Here is a 17,226-nt window from a genome sequence, read left to right on the forward strand (position 1 = left end):
CCATGCTCGTTCGCCTGCTCTACGCCAGCCGCGCCGCCCAGCCCTACAGCGCGGAAGTGCTCGACAGCATCCTGGCCCAGTCCCACAAGCACAACCCGGTGCGCGGCCTGACCGGCATCCTGTGCTATAGCGGCGACATCTTCATCCAGGTGCTGGAAGGCAGCCGCGCCGAGGTATCCTCGCTGTACAACAGCATCGTGCGCGATCCGCGCCACCAGAATGTCGAGCTGCTGCATTTCGAGGAAATCCGTGAGCGCCGTTTCGCCAACTGGACCATGGGTCAGGTCAACCTGGCCAAGGTCAACCCGTCGCTGCTGCTGCGCTTTGCCGAAAAACCGCTGCTCGATCCGTTCAGCATACGCGGCTCGGCATCAATGGCGCTGCTGGAAGAACTGATCGCCACTGCTGCCGTTGTCGGACGCTGCCACTGAGTCACCGGGCCTGCCCTGCGGGGCAGGCTTTTTGCACACCCGCCGACATGACACGGCACCAATTGCCAAAACCCTGTCAAACATGTAATACAGTAGCAATGTGCAGCCGCTCTAATCGGGGGCACCGTCCAGTAGACAATCCGGAGAAATGCCATGGCACGCTTTCATCCCAGATCCGATTTCGTACAGGTCCGCGCCGAAATGCGCAGCAATGAACTGACCGGCAAGCCGATGCCGCGCACCAGCCCCAGCGATATCCGCAATGCCAATGCCCGGCGCGAGATCGAACGCCGCCGCCTGGAGCGAGAATCCCGCGAACAGTAAGCGGCAACAAGGCGCCTGAATCCGTCAGGCGCCTTGTGTTTTGGAGACCTTGCCGGATATTTAGCGGGCCTGGCGCCAGCCGTTGTACAGCGCCAGCAGCAAGGTCAGCAGCAGGAAGGCCCCGACCCAGAACGGCATCGACTGGCCGAGGAAAGTCCAGTCGATCCGGGCGCACTCGCCGCTACCCTTGAACACCTTCTCCAGCACCTGGGTCATCGGCAGCGTCTCCAGCATGTAATCCAGCCCCGGCCCGCACGCCGGCACCTGCTCTGGCGGCAGGTGCTGCAGGTATACCTGCCACGCCGACACGCTGCCCCCGGCAATTGCCGCCAGCGCAATCAGCAGCGACCACACTTTTGCGGCCAACCTTTGCGGATTGAAGATGGCGGCCAGCAGTGCCAGGCTGCCGACGGCAATCACGCCGATGCGCTGGAAAATGCACAGCGGGCACGGCTCCAGCTCCAGTACATACTGCGCATACAGGGCATAGCCCATCGCGGCGGCACACATTGCCGCAATCACGCCATACAGCTGGCGTCGCGTCAGAAAACTCATTAATGACCCCTTGGTAGTAACCATGCCGCCACGGCGGCGGCACCGGAATGAGCCGGACTAATGCCCGGACAGAAAGTTCATGATCTCGTTCTTCCTGGCGAACGCATCCTTGTAGCCCAGTTCGACCAGTTCCTTGCCATACGCCGGATGAAACAGCAAATAACTGGCCAGTGCCGAACCGTGCTGGCGCATGGCACCGGCGCCGCGCAGCAGGAAGCGCATTGTCGCCGGGAAGCCGTCGAAATGGCGGTGGGCAATGCTGTCCAGCGAGACGCTCGGCGAGATATTGAATACCTCGATCCTTCTTAGTGCGGTACCGTGGTTGCGGGTGTATTCATCCAGCAGCGATACGGTATGGTTGACACGCACCAGGCGCTCCATGTCCGCCGACATGCTGTCGATGAAGATACTATCCAGCAAGTGGCCGAAGATCTGCGCCAGGCTGGGCGCAGCCGTCTGCTGCACCTGCCGCCGCTCGGCATGTTTCTCCTGATGATTGACCAGACTGATCACGAATAGCCGCTGTGCACCAAGATGCAGCGCCGGTGACAGCGGCGCCATCTGGCGGATGGCGCCATCGCAGTAATGACGGCCATCCACATGCGCTGAGGGAAAGATCAGCGGAATCGCCGAGGTCGCCATCAGGTGCTCGATGCTGAGTCGCTCGCGCTGGCCACAGCGCTGGTGACGATGCCACGGTTCGACCTGCTCGCAGCCCTCGAAAAAGCTGACCGACTGCCCGGTGGTGTAACAGGAAGCTGTCAGCGACAGGGCACGCAGCGCACCGCTCTGGATGGCGGTTTCAATGCCGTCCAGTTGCACCGTACGCGCCAGATAGTGATACAGCGGGCGATTGTCGAGAAAGCTGGGCGGCGTATGCACCAGCTTGCCGCCGGTCAGCAGCGAACCGCCCCACTGCAGGAAGGCCTTGACGAAGTATGGCGCGTCAACGCGGTAGACATCCTGCACCCGTACCGACTGCCACATCCGCACCAGATGTGCGGTAGTGCGGCGGAAATGCTGCGCCCCCGCGGCAAGACCGACAGCATTGATCGCCCCGGCAGAGGTGCCGCTGATGACCTGAAACGGGCTGGCAGCATGGCGCGGCAGCATGCGTGCCACTGCCATCAGCACCCCGACCTGATACGCTGCCCGCGCGCCGCCGCCGGCCAGCACCAGTCCCACGACAGGTTTTGTCATGTCCTGCCCCCTTGTCGAAATACCCGCTCAACCCTCGCCGGCAACCATCATCGACGACAGCAGCACCGAGCCGATATGGCGGCTGCCGCGGCGATCGATGTCGTCGCCGACGGCGTCGATCTGCTGCAGCATGTCACGCAGGTTGCCGGCGATGGTCAGTTCTTCCACCGGGTAGGCAATGACGCCGTTCTCGACCCAGAAGCCGCTGGCGCCGCGCGAATAGTCGCCGGTCACCATATTGATGCCCTGTCCCATCAGCTCGGTGACCAGCAGGCCGCTGCCCATGCGCTGCAGCACCGCATCCAGACCGCCGGCCAGCGTCGGCTGCACCGTCAGGTTGTGCGGACCGCCGGCATGGCCGGTGCTTTGCATGCCCAGCTTGCGCGCCGAATAGCTGCCGAGGAAATAGCCCTGCAGCACGCCGTTGTCCACCAGCCGGCGCTCTCGCGTCGCCACCCCCTCGTCGTCGCAGCAACCGCTGGCCAGGCCGCGCAACACGAACGGATCTTCGTCGATGGTGACAATGCCGGCGCAGACCTCGGTACCGAGCGAATCCAGCAGGAAGCTGGACTTGCGGTACAGGCTGCCACCACTGACCGCCTGCACCAGATGGCCGAGCAGCGAACCGGCAACCGGCGCCTCGAATACCACCGGGTACTGCCCGGTCTTGATGCGGCGGCCGTCGAGGCGGCGCACGGTGCGCTCGCCGGCGATGCGGCCAACGTTGGCCGCAGGCAGCAGATCACCGGCGCAGCGCGCGGCACTGTACCAGTAGTCGCGCTGCATGCTGTCGCCGCTGCCGGCGATCACCGCCACCGACAGACTGTGGCGTGTAGTGGTCTGGCTGCCGATGAAACCGTGGCTGTTGGCGTAGCAGTGACGGGTAGCGTGGGTGGATACGGTACCGCCTTCGGAATTGCGGATGCGGGCATCCACCGCACGCGCGGCGGCCTCGCACTCGCGCGCCAGATCAATCGCGCTTTCCACCGGCAGGTTCCACGGATGGTAAAGATCAAGATCGCGATCCTGCTCCGCCTTCAGCAGCAGCGCCGGATCGGCCAGGCCGGCGCAATCGTCGGCAGCGGTATAGCGCGCGATATTCAGTGCGGCATCGACGGTATCCTGCAAGGCGGCATCGGAAAAATCGGAGGTGCTGGCGTGGCCCTTTTTCTGGCCCAGATACAGCGTGACCGACACGCCCTTGTCGCGGTTGTACTCGATGGTCTCCACTTGTGCCAGGCGTACCGACACGCTATGGCCGCAGCCTTCTGAAATATCGGTTTCCGCAGCAGTAGCGCCACCGGTGCGCGCCAGCTCCAGTATCCGGCTGGCAATGGACTCCAGCTCGGGCGAGCTGTAGGAAAAAATCTGTTCTGACATGGCAGCCTTCTTCAATCTGTCAACGATAGCACCACGAAAAGCCCGGTGAGCGGCCGTGGCTTGTGCTTTTCCGGTATCATACCAGCTTGAAACCGTAACCAAGTCTTACCATGCCCGAATACCATAATGATGGCGCCGATGCGCTACCCGCCAGCAAATCGCAACGCAAGCGCGACATGGACGCATTGCAGGATATCGGCCGTGCGCTGACCGAACTGCCGGCCGCCAAACTGAAGAAAATGAATCTGGATGACGGCCTGCTGGCTGCCGTGCTCGACTTCCAGAGAATCACCGCCAATGGCGCCAAGCGCCGCCAGCTGCAATACATCGGCAAGCTGATGCGCGACATCGATCCGCAGCCGATCGAGCAGCAGCTGGCCGCGCTGCGTGGCGATTCCAGCGCCCACACCCGCTGGCTGCACCTGCTGGAACGCTGGCGCGAACGGCTGGTGGAAGACGACAGCCATGTGCAGCAGCTGATCAACGACTTCCCGCAGCTGGACGTGCAGCAGCTGCGCACCATGGTGCGCAACGCCCGCAAGGAACGCGAGGAAAACAAGCCGCCCAAAGCCAATCGCCAGCTGTTCCAGCTGCTGAAAGAACTGATCCCGGAACAGGGCAAGCCGGCTGCCAGCGGTACCGACGAACAAGACGACACGCAGGATGAGTAAATCATGAGTATCAAAATTGGCCTGATTTCCATCTCCGACCGTGCCAGCCAGGGCATTTATGAAGACAAGGGCATCCCGGCGCTGCTGGACTGGCTGAGCCTGGCTATCGCCACGCCATTCAGCACCGAAACCCGGCTGATCGCCGACGAGCAGGCACTGATCGAGGCCACACTGCGCGAACTGGTCGATAACGCCGGCTGCCACCTGGTACTCACCACCGGCGGCACCGGCCCGGCGCCGCGCGATGTCACCCCGGAAGCCACGCTGGCGGTCGCCGACCGGGTGATGCCCGGCTTTGGCGAGCAGATGCGCCAGATCAGCCTCAAGTTCGTGCCGACCGCGATCCTGTCGCGGCAGGTAGGCGTGATCCGCAAGCAGAGCCTGATCCTGAACCTGCCCGGCCAGCCCAAGGCCATCCGCGAAACGCTGGAAGGCCTGCGTGACGGTGGACAAGTTGTGGTACCGGGTATTTTTGCCGCGGTACCCTACTGCCTGGACCTGATCGGAGCCCCCTGGATGGAAACCCGCGAGGCCGTGGTCAAGGCCTTCCGCCCGAAATCCGCCGTCAAACCGGGCACATGAGCTATTGTCCGCCGCGCTGGCTGATCGGCAGTCACCTGCAGACCATCTGGCCGGCGCTGTTTCTCAAATCGCAACTCCCGGCCTATCGCCGCGAAATCTGGCCGACACCGGATGGTGGCGAAATCGCCGTCGACTACGTGGATGGCGACGCCGGTGCGCCGCTGGTGGTGCTGTTCCACGGTCTTGAAGGCAGCAGCCAAAGCCACTACGCCAGCGCGCTGATGCACGCGGTCAAGGCGCGCGGCTGGCGTGGCGTGGTGCCGCACTTTCGCGGCTGCGGCGGCCAGCCCAACCTGCTGCGCCGCGCCTACCATGCCGGCGACGCCGCCGAGGTCGACTGGATATTGCAGCGACTGGCGGCCGGCAATGGCGTGCTGTTCGTCGCCGGCGTGTCGCTGGGCGGCAACATGCTGCTGCGTTACCTCGGCGAGCACGGCGCCCGCGCGCTGCCACAGGCGGCGGCGGCAATCTCGGCGCCGCTGGATCTGGCGGCGGCCAGCACCTGTCTCGATCGCGGCTTCGGGCGCCACGTCTACACCCGCATGTTCCTCAACACGCTGAAGCCGAAATCGCTGGCCCAGCTGGCGCAGCATCCGGACCTGTTCGATGGCGAGGCGGTGCGCAACAGCAAGACCTTTGTCGAGTTCGACAATCTGGTCACCGCACCGCTGCACGGCTATCGCGACGTGCAGGACTACTGGCGCCGCGCCAGCAGCAAGCCGCTGCTGAAGGACATCGTGCGGCCAACCCTGGTGCTGAATGCGCGCAACGATCCGTTTCTGCCGGTATCGGCACTACCCGGCAACGGCGAAGTCAGCCCGGCGGTGACGCTGGAGCAGCCGGAACACGGCGGTCACGCCGGCTTTGTCAGTGGCCGCTTTCCCGGCCACCTGCAATGGCTGCCGCAACGGCTGCTGACCTTTTTCGATCTTCACCTGCCGGGTACTACCGGCACCGACTGAAAGACAATCCGCATGTCCGACATTCTCAACAAAATCTGCGCCACCAAATTCGAGGAAGTGGCCGTCCGCTCGGCGCAGCAATCGCTGGCCACGGTACGCACCAGCGCCGAAGCCAAGCGCGGCGACCATCGCGATTTCGTGGCTACCATCCGCGGCAAGCACCAGCAGCAACTGGCGGCGGTGATTGCCGAAGTGAAAAAGGCCAGCCCCAGCAAGGGCGTCATCCGTGCCGACTTCGACCCGGCCGCGATCGCCCGCAGCTACGAGGTGGCCGGTGCCGCCTGTCTGTCGGTGCTAACCGACGCGCCCTACTTCCAGGGCCACGAGGACTACCTGATCGCCGCCCGCGCCGCCTGCAGCCTGCCGGTGCTGCGCAAGGATTTCATGGTTGACCCGTACCAGATCTACGAGGCACGCGCCATCGGCGCCGACTGCATCCTGCTGATCGCGGCAGTGCTGAGCCTGTCGCAGATGCAGGATTTCGAGGCGCTGGCCCACGAGCTGGGCATGGCGGTGCTGGTGGAAGTGCATGACGCGGCGGAGCTGGAAGCGGCGCTGCAGCTGCGCACGCCTCTGGTGGGCGTCAACAACCGCAACCTGCGCACCTTCGAGGTCAACCTCGATACCACGCTGCAACTGCTGCCGATGATCGGCAATGACCGCATCGCCGTCACCGAAAGCGGCATCGTCACCCGTGACGACGTGCAGCGCATGCGCGATCACGAGGTGCACACCTTCCTGGTCGGCGAGGCCTTCATGCGCGAAAGCGACCCCGGTGCCGCACTGCAGCAGCTGTTCGCCTGAAAACCGGCACCTCCTGCGGCCAACCTTGACCACATGCCGCCAGTCAGCACCGGCTGGGCCGCAACCTGGCGTGGCAGCGGCCTGATTCCGCTGCCGCTCAGCGCGATTTCACGAACGGCACGCCGATCGCTTTCGGCGCCACCGCGCGGCCCATGAAACCGGCCAGCAGCACCACGGTCAGCACGTAGGGAATCGCCTGGATGAAGGCGTCCGGGATGCTGCCGATCAGCGGCAGTTCCGAGCCTTGCAGCCGGATCTGGATCGCATCGGTAAAGGCGAACAGCAGGCAGCCGGACACCGCCGCCCACGGCCGCCACTTGCCGAAGATCAGCGCCGCCAGCGCGAGGTAGCCCTTGCCGGCGGTCATGTCCTGGATGAAGGCGCCGGTCTGCGCCAGCACCAGATAGGCGCCGGCCACGCCGCACAGGGCGCCGCTGATGCTCTGCGCCAGATAGCGCACCAGCTTGACGTTGATGCCGGCGGCGTCGGCGGCGTGCGGGTTTTCACCCACCGCGCGCAGACGCAGGCCAAAGCGGCTCTTGTACACCACCCAGCTCACCGCCATGATCACCAGCACCGCCAGATACACCAGGATGTTGTGGCCGAACAGCGCCTTCAACGGCGCCGAGGCGGCAATGGCGTCGGCAACCGGTAGCTCGACGCTGCGAAAGCGCGCCGCGTCGTCCAGCGTCGGGGTGCGACCACCCTGCTGGAACCAGGCCAGCGCCAGCACCGGCGTCAGGCCGGACACCATCATGTTGAGCGCCACGCCGGAAATCAGCTGGTTGCCGTTGTAGCCGATCGACACGATGCCATGCAGCAAGGCCACCATCACCCCGGCGGCCATGCCGGCGGCAAGGCCGGCCCACGGCGACTGCATCATGTAGGCAACGCAGGCGGCGGCAAACGCGGCGGCCAGCATCTTGCCCTCCAGCGCCAGATCGACGATGCCGGAGCGCTCGGAAAACAGGCCGGCCAGCGCCGCCAGCACCAGCGGGGTGGCGACGCGGATGGTGGCGTCCAGCACACTGAAAAAGCTGTCCATGTCAGTGTCTCCTTATCGTTTCGTCATCTGTTTGAAGGCCAGCGCCAGCGGCGTCTGGAACAGGTTTTCCAGTGCGCCGCAGAACAGGATGATCAGGCCCTGGGTCAGGATGATCATCTCGTGGGTGATCGCCGGCTTCTCGAAGGACAGGTCCAGGCCGCCCTGGGTCAGCGCACCGAACAGCAGCGCCGACAGCAGGATGCCAAACGGGTGGTTACGCCCCATCAGCGCCACCGCGATGCCGACGAAGCCGATGCCGTTGGTGAACGCCAGGTTCATGCGATGGGTGGAGCCGAGCAGCTCGTTGACCGCGGCGAGGCCGGCCAGTGCGCCGGAGAAGCACATCGCCACGATGATTACCTTGGACACCGGCATGCCGGCATAGCGCGCCGCCTTCTCGTTGAGGCCGACGGTGCGCAGCGCATAGCCCCAGCGGCTGCGCCACACCATCAGGTAGAACAGCACCAGCGCCAGCAGCGCGAGGAAGAAGGTCGCGTTCAGCGGCGTCTGCGGCAATTCGATGCCAAGGTTGGCCGCAAGCTCGTGCAGCATCGGGATCCATGCCGATTCGGCGAACAGCCGCGTCGCCGGCGTCTGCGAGCCGGGCATGATCAGCTTGTCGACCAGCAGCCAGGTCATCAGCGCGCTGGCGATGAAGTTGAACATGATGGTGGTGACCACGATATGGCTACCACGCTTGGCCTGCAGGTAGCCGGGGATGAACGCCCACGCCGCACCGAGCGCCATCGACGCCAGCAGCGCCAGCGGAATCACCACCCAGCCGGGCAGGAAATCCAGCCCCAGGCAGACCAGCGTCACGCCGAGGCCGGCGAGATACATCTGTCCCTCGCCGCCGATGTTGAACAGGCCGGCGTGGAATGCCGCCGCCACCGCGAGACCGGTGAAGATGAAGCTGGTGGTGTAGAACAGCGTGTAGCCGATGCCTTCCGGATAGCCGAAGGCGCCGTTGATCATCAGTTGCAGACATTCGACCGGATCTTCGCCGATCAGCGTGATGACCAGCCCGGACACCAACAGTGCCGCGAACAGGTTCAGTACCGGCATCAGCCACAAGGTGGCCCAGCGCGGCAGGTTACTTGGCTGGCTCATTTATGCCCCCCCATCAACAGGCCCAGTTCGGTGGCCGTGGCTTGCGCCGCCGGCAGCTCGCCGCTGACGCGACCGGCGTTCATCACGATGATGCGGTCGCTCAGCGCCAGGATCTCGTCCAGCTCCACCGAAACCAGCAGCAGCGCCTTGCCGGCATTGCGCAGGGCCATGAGTCGTTTGTGTATGAATTCGATGGCGCCGATATCGACGCCCCGTGTCGGCTGGCCGATCAGCATCAGCTGCGGATCGCTGTCGATCTCGCGCGCCAGGATCACCTTCTGCTGGTTGCCGCCGGAGAACAGGCCGCTGCGGCGGAAGGCGTTGGCCGGGCGCACGTCGAACTCGCTGATGAAACGGCGGCAGCGCTCGATGATCGCCTTGCGGTTGAACAGCAGGCCGCACTGGATCGCCGGATCGTCGTGATAGCCGAGGATCGCGTTCTCGAAGGTGGAAAAGTCCTTGACCAGTCCTTCGCGCGAGCGGTCTTCCGGTACATGGGCGATACCGAGGCGACGATAGGCGGCCGCCTTCGGCTCGCACGCCTGCAGCGTGGTCAGCTCGGTGCCGTTATAGCGCACCGAGCCGGCGCTGGCCTCGCGCATGCCGGACAGGATTTCCAGCAGCTCGGACTGGCCGTTGCCGGAAACGCCGGCAATGCCGACGATCTCGCCCTCGCGCAGCTCGAAGCTGACGTCGTCCAGCAGCTTGACGCCGCGCGCGTCGGTCAGCGACAGATTGCTTACCTGTAGCACCGTCTTGCCCGGCGTGGCCGGCGTCTTGTCCAGCTGCAGGTTGACCTTGCGGCCAACCATCAGGTCGGCGAGGTCTTCCTTGCCCACTTCGGCGGTGACCACGTTGCCGACGATCTCGCCGGCGCGCATCACGGTGACGGCGTCGGTGATGTCCAGCACCTCGCGCAGCTTGTGCGTGATCAGCAGCACCGTCTTGCCCTGCGCCTTGAGCAGGCCGAGGATACGGAACAGATCGTCCGCCTCTTGCGGCGTCAGCACCGCGGTCGGTTCGTCGAGGATCAGCACGTCGGCGCCGCGATACAGCGCCTTCAGGATTTCCACGCGCTGCTGCTCGCCCACGCCCAGCTCGCCGACGATGGCGTCCGGATCGACCTGCAGGCCGTAGTCGCGGTTCAGCGTGGCCAGGTGCGCGCGGGCGGCCGCCAGGCTCTGCTTCAGCGCCACGCCCTGCTCGGCGCCGAGCACGATGTTTTCCAGCACGGTAAAGGTGTCCACCAGCATGAAGTGCTGATGCACCATGCCGATGCCGCGGGCGATGGCATCGTGGCTGTTGCGGATGCGCACTTCCTGCCCGTTCAGGTGGATGCTGCCGGAGTCGGCCTGGTAGTAGCCGTACAGGATGCTCATCAGCGTCGACTTGCCGGCGCCGTTTTCGCCGATGATGCCGTGGATGCTGCCCTTGGCGACGGCGAAGGAAATGTTCTTGTTGGCGTGGACTTCGCCAAAATACTTGTTGACGCCAGTCAGCTCGATAGCGAGTTCGGCCATATTGATTCAGCTCTCGATCAACACTCATCCCGGCATGGCCTGCAAAACGGCAGCACACGAAAGAGCGCGGCAAGCAGGAAACCTGCTTGCCGCGCGGGTCGTCCGGGATTCAGACGATTAATAAGGAACGGTTACTGCACCGGGCAGCTGTTGCCGGCACGGTAGTCGACCACCTTGATCTTGCCGGCCACGATGTCTTTCCTGGCCTGGGTGATCCTGGCTTCCATATCCTTGGAGATCAGCTTGCGGTTATTGGCATCCACCGCCCAATCCACGCCGCCTTCCTTCAGGCCCATGGTCACGATGCCCGGCTTCCAGGTGTTGTTCTTGCCGGCCATGAAGATGTCGTAAACGGCATTATCGACACGCTTGAGCATCGAGGTCAGCACAAAGCCGGGGAACAGGTGGTTCTGGTTGGAATCGACACCGATGCCCAGTTTGTTCTTGTCCTTGGCAGCCTGCAGCACGCCCATGCCGGTGCCGCCGGCAGCATGGAATACCACGTCGACGCCACGGTCAAACTGGCTGCGCGCCAGCTCGCCGCCGCGGGCCGGATCGTTGAACGCCTGCGGCGTGGTGCCGGTCATGTTGGTGATCACCTCCACCTTTTTGTCGGCCGCCCTGGCGCCCTGGGCATAACCGCAGCCGAAGGCGCGGATCAGCGGCACGTCCATGCCACCGATGAAGCCGACCTTCTTCGACTTGGAAGCCATGCCTGCCGCCATGCCGACGAGGTAGGAGCCTTCCTGCTCCTTGAACACGATCGACTGCACGTTGGCGCCCTTGGCGGCATCGTCAACGACGGCAAACTTCACTTTCGGGAATTCGGCGGCAACAGTCTGCACCGCCTGGGTAAAGGAGAAACCCACGGCCACGATCAGGTCGACGTTGCGACGCGCCAGGTTGCGCAGCACCTGTTCCTTTTGCGCTTCGTTGGCGATCTGGGCTTCGCGGTAGGCGATGCCGGTGGCCTTCTTGAAGCGCTCGGCGCCGGTGTAGGCCGCTTCGTTGAAGCTCTTGTCGAACTTGCCGGCCTGGTCGTACACCACGGCCGGTACAAATGCCCAGCTTGCAGATGCCGTCATCAGCATGACAGCAGCGGCAATACCCCGTTTTTTGGAAATTTGCATGAGATGTTTCCCTCAATGTGCGTGTAGTTACAACGAACGGATCATGGTAACCATAATCGGTTTGCCATGGGCGCGCCATTCGTTGTGCATGTTGGCGACCGGAGCGCCGGCACTGGCCGGCCGCAGCCCGATCCGCGACAGGGGCGTGATTATAAGCACAGTCACCCAAAGTTATTAGCAAAAAAACGGCCAGCGTTGCAGATTACGCGCAATGCGTAAAACGGCGCAGCCGGCACGCCACATTCACAAGGCCAGTTGCGCGCAAAGTGTAGACAGCGCGCTGCACACCGACTGCCGGCGGACGGCGGCGCGATCGCCGGCAAAGTGTTGCGTGTATGTCAGCGGCTGCGGCAGCGCCAGCCCGGCCAGCGCGAAACAGACGGTGCCGACCGGTTTGTCGGCACTTCCGCCGTCGGGACCGGCGATGCCGCTGACCGCCAGCGCCCAGTGGCAATCGGCCAGCCGCAGCGCGCCGCCGGCCATCGCCGCCGCCACCGGCTCGCTGACCGCGCCGTGCTGCAGCAACAGCTGCGGCGGCACCCCCAGCAGGCGCTGCTTGGCGTCATTGCTGTAGCTGACGATGGCCATGTCGAACCAGCCGGAACTGCCGGCGATGGCGGTAATTGCCTGAGCGATGCCGCCGCCGGTGCAGGATTCGGCGGTGGTCACCTTTTCGTCGCGCGCCAGCAGCAATTCGCCAAGGCGGGTTGCCAGCTGAAATTCATCCATGAAAGCGCTCCTGGAAATGTCGCATCAGGCCGCTGGTGGAGGCGTCGTGGGCGGCGGAGGCCTTGCCATCCATCTCCGCCAGCAGCTGTGCGGCCAACTGTTTGCCGTACTCCACGCCCCACTGATCGAAGGAGTTGACCCCCCAGATCACGCCCTGCACGAACACCTTGTGCTCGTACAGCGCCAGCAGCATGCCTAGTGTATAGGGGGTGAGCCGGTCCAGCGCCAGGGTGTTGGACGGCTGGTTGCCGGGAAACAGTTTCTGCGGCAGCAGCATGTCCAGCTCGTCGCCCGGCAGGTGCGCCAGTTCGCGCAGCACCTCGGCCTCGCTCTTGCCGCGCATCAGTGCCTCGGTCTGCGCCAGGCAGTTGGCCACCAGCACGCGATGCTGGTCGCCCTGCGGGTAGTGCGAATTCAGCGGCAGGATGAAGTCGCAGGGCACCAGGCGCGTGCCCTGGTGCAAGAGCTGGAAGAAGGCATGCTGGCTGTTGACGCCCTCCTCGCCCCAGATCACCGGCCCGGTGTCGAAATCCAGCCGCTCGCCGCAACGGCCGACGCGCTTGCCGTTGGACTCCATGTCCAGCTGCTGCAGGTGCGCCGGCAGGCGGCGCAGGCCGTGGTCGTAGGGCATGATGGCGTGGGTGTGCGCGCCATAGAAGGTGTTGTACCAGATGCCGAGCAGCGCCAGCAGTACCGGCATGTTGCGTGCGAACGGCGCGCGGAAGAAGTGTTCGTCCATCGCCGCGCCGCCGGCGAGGAACTGGCGGAACTGCTCGGGCCCGATCGCCAGCATCACCGGCAGCCCGATCGCCGACCACACCGAGTAGCGGCCGCCGACCCAGCCCCAGAAGCCGAACATGTTGGCCGCATCGATACCGAAGGCCTGCACCGCCGGACGGTTGCTCGAGATCGCCACGAAATGCCGCGCCACCGCCGCGTCGCCGGCGGCCGCCACCAGCCAGCGGCGGGCGGCGTGGGCGTTGAGCAGGGTTTCCGGAGTGGTGAACGACTTGGAGGCGACGATGAACAGCGTGGTCGCCGGCTGGCACTGTTCCAGCGTTTGCGCCAGATGCTGGCCGTCGACATTGGAGACGAAGTGGACATTCAGTCCCGGCTGGCAGTACGGCCGCAACGCCTCGTGCACCATCAGCGGGCCCAGGTCGGAGCCGCCGATGCCGATATTGACCACGTCGCGGACAGGCTGGCCGTCATGACCGCGCCAGTCGCCGCCGCGCACGGCCTCGGCAAAGCGGCTGCACGCCGCCAGCACGTCCTGCACCTGGTCCACCACGTTGACGCCGTCCAGCAGCACGCGGCTGCCGGCCGGCTGGCGCAGCGCGGTGTGCAGCACCGCGCGCTGTTCGCTGACATTGATGCGTTCGCCGTCGCGCATCCACTGCAGCCACTGCCCAAGGTTGGCCGCATCGGCCAGCTCCAGCAGCAATTCCAGGGTGCGGTCGGTGATGCGGTTCTTGGAGTAGTCCAGCAGCAGGCCGTCCAGCTCCAGCGAATAGCGGTGAAAACGTTGCGAGTCCTGCTCGAACAGCTCGCGCATGTGCACGTGGCGGGTGGCGCGCTGGTGCTGGTGCAGGCGCGCCCACACCGGCGTGCTGTTGATCGCGGCATGGCGCTGCTGCGCCATCTGTTCGAGGAAACTGCTCATTCCGGGCATCGCCTTACACTTTGAGGAAGTGTTCGCGGTAATAGCGCAGTTCCTCGATCGATTCGAGGATGTCGGCCAGCGCCTCGTGCTTGCCCTTCTTCACCACGCCCTTGGCGATGTCCGGGCGCCAGCGCTTGCACAGTTCTTTCAGCGTCGACACGTCGAGGTTGCGGTAGTGGAAGTAGCGCTCCAGCTCCGGCATCCAGCGCGCCATGAAGCGGCGATCCTGGCCGATGGAGTTGCCGCACATCGGCGACACGCCCTTGGCGATGTATTCCTGCAAAAAGGCCAGCAGCTGCTGCTCGGCCTCGGCCTCGCTCAGCATCGACGCCTTGACGCGGGCGGTGAGCCCGGTCTTGCCGTGGGTATTGGTGTTCCACTCGTCCATTGCGGCCAACGTTTCGTCGCTCTGGTGCACGACCAGCACCGGCGATTCGGCGACCACATTCAGTTCGCCGTCAGTGATTACCATCGCGATTTCGATGATGCGGTCGGTGTCTGGTTCCAGCCCGGTCATTTCCATGTCCAGCCAGATGAGATGCTTGGGATCTTGCGGCATAATGCTCGTCTCTAACGAAGATGCAGGCATTTTCCTTTAATAACCGCCCTTGGGCAAACCCGGCTCACCATGAATTTATTCACCTGGTCTTTCCTGCTCGCCGTGCTGCTGTCGCTGGCGCTGCGGCTCTACCTGTCGCAACGCCAGATCCACCATGTGCAGCAGCATGCGGCCGAGGTGCCGACCGCCTTCCGTGACCGTATCACGCTGCAGCAGCACCAGCTGGCCGCCGACTACTGCGTGGCGCGGCAGCGCCCCGGACAGTGGCAGTCGGTCGCCGACAGCGCGCTGCTGCTGGCGCTGACGCTGGGTGGCGGCCTGCAGTGGCTGTGGCAGCTGCTGGCCGCGTACGGCTTGGGTGGTGTGTGGCAGGGCGTGGCGCTGATCGGCGTGCTGGCGCTGCTCAGCAGCGTGCTCAGCCTGCCGTTCAGCCTGTATCGCACCTTCGTCATCGAGAAGCGCTTCGGCTTCAACCGCACCAGTTGGCCACTCTATATCGCCGACATGGCCAAGGGCGGTGCGCTGGCCGTCATCGTCGGCGCACCGCTGGTCACGCTGATCCTGTGGCTGCTGCAGGCCGCCGGCGACCGGGCGTGGCTGTGGGTGTGGTGCAGCTGGACGCTGTTCAGCCTGGCGATGCTGTGGGCGTACCCGACGCTGATCGCGCCGCGCTTCAACCGCTTCACCCCGCTGGCCGATCCGGCGCTGCGCCAGCGCATCGACAACCTGCTGGCGCGCACCGGCTTTCACAGTGACGGCGTGTTCGTGATGGATGGCTCGCGCCGCTCCAGTCACGGCAATGCCTACTTCACCGGCTTTGGCAAAACCAAGCGCATCGTGTTCTTCGATACCCTGCTCACCCAGCTGGACGAGGGCGAGGTGGAGGCGGTGCTGGCGCACGAGCTGGGCCACTTCAAGCACGGCCACATCCGCCAGCGCATCGCCACCACCTTCCTGCTGTCCTTCTTCAGCCTGTACCTGCTCGGCTGGCTGCTGACGCTGCCGGCGTTCTACAGCGGACTGGGCGTTAGCGACACGGCGCCGGCGCTGGGGCTGGTGCTGTTCATGCTGGCGGCGCCGGCCTGCACCTTCCCGCTGACACCGCTGTTCAGCCAGCTGTCACGGCGTCACGAATATCAGGCCGACGACTTCGCCGCCCGCCACAGCAGCGCCAGCGAACTGGTCAGCGCACTGGTCAAGCTGTACCGTGACAATGCCAGCACACTGACGCCGGACCCGCTACACTCGCGCTTTTACGACTCCCATCCACCGGCGAGCCTGCGCATCGCCCACCTGGAAAGACAAGCACAATGAATCTGCAACACATGCACTGCGAGGCCCGGCACAGCCTGCATACCCTCAGCGAACAGACCCGCGCCGAGCTGCTGGCCCACCTCGACGGCTGGGCGGTAGAGGGCATCGAGCTGGTCAAGACCTTCCGCTTCGACGACTACTACCGCACCATGGCCTTCGTCAACGCGCTGGCCTTCATCGCCCACCAGCAGGATCACCATCCCGACCTGTCGGTGCACTACAACCGCACCGTGGTCCGCTTCAGCACCCACGACGCCGGCGGCCTAACCCTCAACGATTTCATCTGCGCCGCCAAAACCGAAGCACTGGCGGCCGGCAAATGAAGCAGCAAGGCCAGATCATCCGCAGTTACGGCCGCCGTTTCATCGTCGAGAGCGACAGCCGGCAATTTGATTGCACCACCCGCGGCAAGCGCGTCGATTACGCCTGTGGCGACCACGTCGAGCTGTCCATCATCAACGACGAACAGGCGGTGATCGAGCAGGCCTGCGAACGCAAGAGCCTGCTCTACCGCCAGGACGACTGGCGCACCAAGCTGATTGCGGCCAACGTCACGCGCATCGTGTTCGTCACCGCCGCGGTGCCAACACCCAGCGAGGAACTGCTCAACCGCTGCCTGCTGGCCGCCGAGGCCGCCGACATCGAGCCTATCATCCTCGTCAACAAGTGTGACCTGCCGGAAACCGCCGGCTGGCTGGCCAAGCTGCAGCCGTACCGCGAACTGGGCTACACCCTGGTCACCGTCAGCGCCCTGCACGACATCAACGAGCTGCTGCCGCTGGTCAAGGGCCAGACCTCGGTTTTTGTCGGACAGTCCGGCATGGGCAAATCGACACTGACCAACGCGCTGCTGCCAGCCGCCGAGGCGCGCGTCGGCGATATTTCCACCGCGCTGGACGCCGGCCGCCACACCACCACCCACGCCGCGCTCTACCATCTGGATGACGACAGCCACCTCATCGACTCGCCCGGCCTGCAGGAATTCGGCCTCAGCCACCTGGCTGCCACCGAGCTGGCCGGCCTGTTCCCGGAAATGCGCCCCTATGTCGGCCACTGCCGCTTCCACAATTGCACCCACCGCGCCGAGCCCAATTGCGCGATCAAGAGCGCCTGTGATGAAGGCCGCATCCGCCCGGCCAGGCTGGCTCTGCTGCAGAAACTGACGAATCAGCTTCTTAATGCGTAAGGAATAAAATTTTCACATAACAAGCCGTTTACATTTTCTGGTGATGACCCTAATCTGTCAC

General features: G+C 64.5%; 19 protein-coding genes. 9 read left to right on the forward strand and 10 right to left on the reverse strand.

The window, feature by feature from the left end; all coding sequences use genetic code 11:
- The first annotated feature begins 2 nt into the window (after window positions 1–2).
- Together IE083_RS05830 and IE083_RS05835 are read left to right on the forward strand one after the other, a co-directional pair.
- Window positions 3–431 carry a BLUF domain-containing protein gene (locus IE083_RS05830; RefSeq protein ID WP_189352688.1) on the forward strand — a complete coding sequence of 143 codons (429 nt, stop codon included), beginning with the start codon at window positions 3–5 and terminating at the stop codon, window positions 429–431.
- A 153-nt stretch (window positions 432–584) separates the two neighbouring features.
- Window positions 585–755, forward strand: a complete 171-nt coding sequence (locus IE083_RS05835; protein WP_170152108.1) for a hypothetical protein — start codon at window positions 585–587, stop codon at window positions 753–755.
- 60 nt (window positions 756–815) lie between these two features.
- Here the strand turns inward: IE083_RS05835 and IE083_RS05840 are convergent, their stop codons facing one another.
- Genes IE083_RS05840 through pmbA form a run of 3 tightly spaced genes read right to left on the reverse strand, consistent with a single transcriptional unit; the run spans window position 816 to window position 3,890 of the window.
- On the reverse strand, window positions 816–1,310 hold the full coding sequence (locus IE083_RS05840; RefSeq protein WP_189352689.1) for a disulfide bond formation protein B: 495 nt from the start codon (window positions 1,308–1,310) through the stop codon (window positions 816–818).
- Window positions 1,311–1,367: 57 nt separating this feature from the next.
- Window positions 1,368–2,510, reverse strand: a complete 1,143-nt coding sequence (locus tag IE083_RS05845) for a patatin-like phospholipase family protein (RefSeq protein ID WP_189352690.1) — start codon at window positions 2,508–2,510, stop codon at window positions 1,368–1,370.
- Window positions 2,511–2,537: 27 nt separating this feature from the next.
- Complete coding sequence (gene pmbA, locus IE083_RS05850) at window positions 2,538–3,890, reverse strand: metalloprotease PmbA (protein WP_189352691.1); 1,353 nt, start codon at window positions 3,888–3,890, stop codon at window positions 2,538–2,540.
- A gap of 110 nt (window positions 3,891–4,000) precedes the next feature.
- Between pmbA and yjgA the strand changes: the two genes are divergently transcribed.
- Genes yjgA through trpC form a run of 4 tightly spaced genes read left to right on the forward strand, consistent with a single transcriptional unit; the run spans window position 4,001 to window position 6,909 of the window.
- A complete protein-coding gene (gene yjgA, locus IE083_RS05855) occupies window positions 4,001–4,561 on the forward strand; it encodes a ribosome biogenesis factor YjgA (RefSeq protein WP_189352692.1) in 561 nt (186 codons plus the stop codon).
- Window positions 4,562–4,564: 3 nt separating this feature from the next.
- Entirely contained in the window at window positions 4,565–5,143 is a 579-nt protein-coding gene (gene mog, locus IE083_RS05860) for a molybdopterin adenylyltransferase (protein WP_189352693.1), read from the forward strand.
- Window positions 5,140–6,105, forward strand: a complete 966-nt coding sequence (locus IE083_RS05865) for a YheT family hydrolase (RefSeq protein ID WP_189352694.1) — start codon at window positions 5,140–5,142, stop codon at window positions 6,103–6,105. Before mog ends, IE083_RS05865 begins: the two co-directional genes overlap by 4 nt.
- Before the next feature lie 12 nt (window positions 6,106–6,117).
- Window positions 6,118–6,909: an indole-3-glycerol phosphate synthase TrpC gene (trpC, locus tag IE083_RS05870; RefSeq protein ID WP_189352695.1), complete on the forward strand. Its 792-nt coding sequence runs from the start codon at window positions 6,118–6,120 to the stop codon at window positions 6,907–6,909.
- A 97-nt stretch (window positions 6,910–7,006) separates the two neighbouring features.
- On the opposite strand, the gene IE083_RS05875 is transcribed toward trpC, so the two are convergent.
- The 7 genes from IE083_RS05875 to orn form a co-directional block, all read right to left on the reverse strand.
- Window positions 7,007–7,954, reverse strand: coding sequence for an ABC transporter permease (locus tag IE083_RS05875; protein WP_189352696.1), 948 nt, complete (start codon window positions 7,952–7,954; stop codon window positions 7,007–7,009).
- Window positions 7,955–7,966: 12 nt separating this feature from the next.
- Window positions 7,967–9,064: an ABC transporter permease gene (locus tag IE083_RS05880; RefSeq protein WP_189352697.1), complete on the reverse strand. Its 1,098-nt coding sequence runs from the start codon at window positions 9,062–9,064 to the stop codon at window positions 7,967–7,969.
- The gene (locus IE083_RS05885; RefSeq protein WP_189352698.1) at window positions 9,061–10,584 is read right to left on the reverse strand and encodes an ABC transporter ATP-binding protein; all 1,524 of its coding nucleotides are present in this window, start codon (window positions 10,582–10,584) and stop codon (window positions 9,061–9,063) included. Before IE083_RS05885 ends, IE083_RS05880 begins: the two co-directional genes overlap by 4 nt.
- Before the next feature lie 131 nt (window positions 10,585–10,715).
- Complete coding sequence (locus IE083_RS05890) at window positions 10,716–11,669, reverse strand: BMP family lipoprotein (RefSeq protein WP_229799627.1); 954 nt, start codon at window positions 11,667–11,669, stop codon at window positions 10,716–10,718.
- A gap of 288 nt (window positions 11,670–11,957) precedes the next feature.
- Window positions 11,958–12,443 (reverse strand): CinA family protein, encoded by a 486-nt coding sequence (locus tag IE083_RS05895; RefSeq protein ID WP_189352700.1) that lies wholly within the window; start codon window positions 12,441–12,443, stop codon window positions 11,958–11,960.
- Window positions 12,436–14,085 (reverse strand): glucose-6-phosphate isomerase, encoded by a 1,650-nt coding sequence (pgi, locus tag IE083_RS05900; RefSeq protein ID WP_189352750.1) that lies wholly within the window; start codon window positions 14,083–14,085, stop codon window positions 12,436–12,438. The genes IE083_RS05895 and pgi overlap by 8 nt, the downstream gene beginning before the upstream one ends.
- A 34-nt stretch (window positions 14,086–14,119) precedes the next feature.
- The gene (orn, locus tag IE083_RS05905) at window positions 14,120–14,665 is read right to left on the reverse strand and encodes an oligoribonuclease (protein ID WP_189352701.1); all 546 of its coding nucleotides are present in this window, start codon (window positions 14,663–14,665) and stop codon (window positions 14,120–14,122) included.
- A 69-nt stretch (window positions 14,666–14,734) separates the two neighbouring features.
- On the opposite strand from orn, the gene IE083_RS05910 reads away from it, so the two are divergent.
- From IE083_RS05910 to rsgA, 3 genes are read left to right on the forward strand one after another with little or no spacing between them, the layout of a single operon-like run.
- Window positions 14,735–15,979: a M48 family metallopeptidase gene (locus IE083_RS05910; protein ID WP_189352702.1), complete on the forward strand. Its 1,245-nt coding sequence runs from the start codon at window positions 14,735–14,737 to the stop codon at window positions 15,977–15,979.
- Complete coding sequence (locus tag IE083_RS05915; RefSeq protein WP_189352703.1) at window positions 15,976–16,302, forward strand: 4a-hydroxytetrahydrobiopterin dehydratase; 327 nt, start codon at window positions 15,976–15,978, stop codon at window positions 16,300–16,302. Before IE083_RS05910 ends, IE083_RS05915 begins: the two co-directional genes overlap by 4 nt.
- Window positions 16,299–17,165, forward strand: a complete 867-nt coding sequence (rsgA, locus tag IE083_RS05920; RefSeq protein ID WP_189352704.1) for a ribosome small subunit-dependent GTPase A — start codon at window positions 16,299–16,301, stop codon at window positions 17,163–17,165. Before IE083_RS05915 ends, rsgA begins: the two co-directional genes overlap by 4 nt.
- Window positions 17,166–17,226 lie beyond the last annotated feature (61 nt).

The organism is Vogesella fluminis (assembly GCF_014652335.1).
Taxonomy (GTDB): Bacteria; Pseudomonadota; Gammaproteobacteria; order Burkholderiales; family Chromobacteriaceae; genus Vogesella; species Vogesella fluminis.

Coding starts and splice junctions, on each gene's coding strand:
- trpC (WP_189352695.1), top strand. CDS start 6,118: ATGTCCGACATTCTCAACAAAATCTGCGCCACCAAATTCGAGGAAGTG.
- IE083_RS05875 (WP_189352696.1), bottom strand. CDS start 7,954: ATGGACAGCTTTTTCAGTGTGCTGGACGCCACCATCCGCGTCGCCACC.
- IE083_RS05895 (WP_189352700.1), bottom strand. CDS start 12,443: ATGGATGAATTTCAGCTGGCAACCCGCCTTGGCGAATTGCTGCTGGCG.
- IE083_RS05915 (WP_189352703.1), top strand. CDS start 15,976: ATGAATCTGCAACACATGCACTGCGAGGCCCGGCACAGCCTGCATACC.
- IE083_RS05830 (WP_189352688.1), top strand. CDS start 3: ATGCTCGTTCGCCTGCTCTACGCCAGCCGCGCCGCCCAGCCCTACAGC.
- IE083_RS05865 (WP_189352694.1), top strand. CDS start 5,140: ATGAGCTATTGTCCGCCGCGCTGGCTGATCGGCAGTCACCTGCAGACC.
- orn (WP_189352701.1), bottom strand. CDS start 14,665: ATGCCGCAAGATCCCAAGCATCTCATCTGGCTGGACATGGAAATGACC.
- pmbA (WP_189352691.1), bottom strand. CDS start 3,890: ATGTCAGAACAGATTTTTTCCTACAGCTCGCCCGAGCTGGAGTCCATT.
- rsgA (WP_189352704.1), top strand. CDS start 16,299: ATGAAGCAGCAAGGCCAGATCATCCGCAGTTACGGCCGCCGTTTCATC.
- IE083_RS05840 (WP_189352689.1), bottom strand. CDS start 1,310: ATGAGTTTTCTGACGCGACGCCAGCTGTATGGCGTGATTGCGGCAATG.
- IE083_RS05880 (WP_189352697.1), bottom strand. CDS start 9,064: ATGAGCCAGCCAAGTAACCTGCCGCGCTGGGCCACCTTGTGGCTGATG.
- mog (WP_189352693.1), top strand. CDS start 4,565: ATGAGTATCAAAATTGGCCTGATTTCCATCTCCGACCGTGCCAGCCAG.
- pgi (WP_189352750.1), bottom strand. CDS start 14,085: ATGGCGCAGCAGCGCCATGCCGCGATCAACAGCACGCCGGTGTGGGCG.
- IE083_RS05890 (WP_229799627.1), bottom strand. CDS start 11,669: ATGACGGCATCTGCAAGCTGGGCATTTGTACCGGCCGTGGTGTACGAC.
- yjgA (WP_189352692.1), top strand. CDS start 4,001: ATGCCCGAATACCATAATGATGGCGCCGATGCGCTACCCGCCAGCAAA.
- IE083_RS05885 (WP_189352698.1), bottom strand. CDS start 10,584: ATGGCCGAACTCGCTATCGAGCTGACTGGCGTCAACAAGTATTTTGGC.
- IE083_RS05845 (WP_189352690.1), bottom strand. CDS start 2,510: ATGACAAAACCTGTCGTGGGACTGGTGCTGGCCGGCGGCGGCGCGCGG.
- IE083_RS05910 (WP_189352702.1), top strand. CDS start 14,735: ATGAATTTATTCACCTGGTCTTTCCTGCTCGCCGTGCTGCTGTCGCTG.
- IE083_RS05835 (WP_170152108.1), top strand. CDS start 585: ATGGCACGCTTTCATCCCAGATCCGATTTCGTACAGGTCCGCGCCGAA.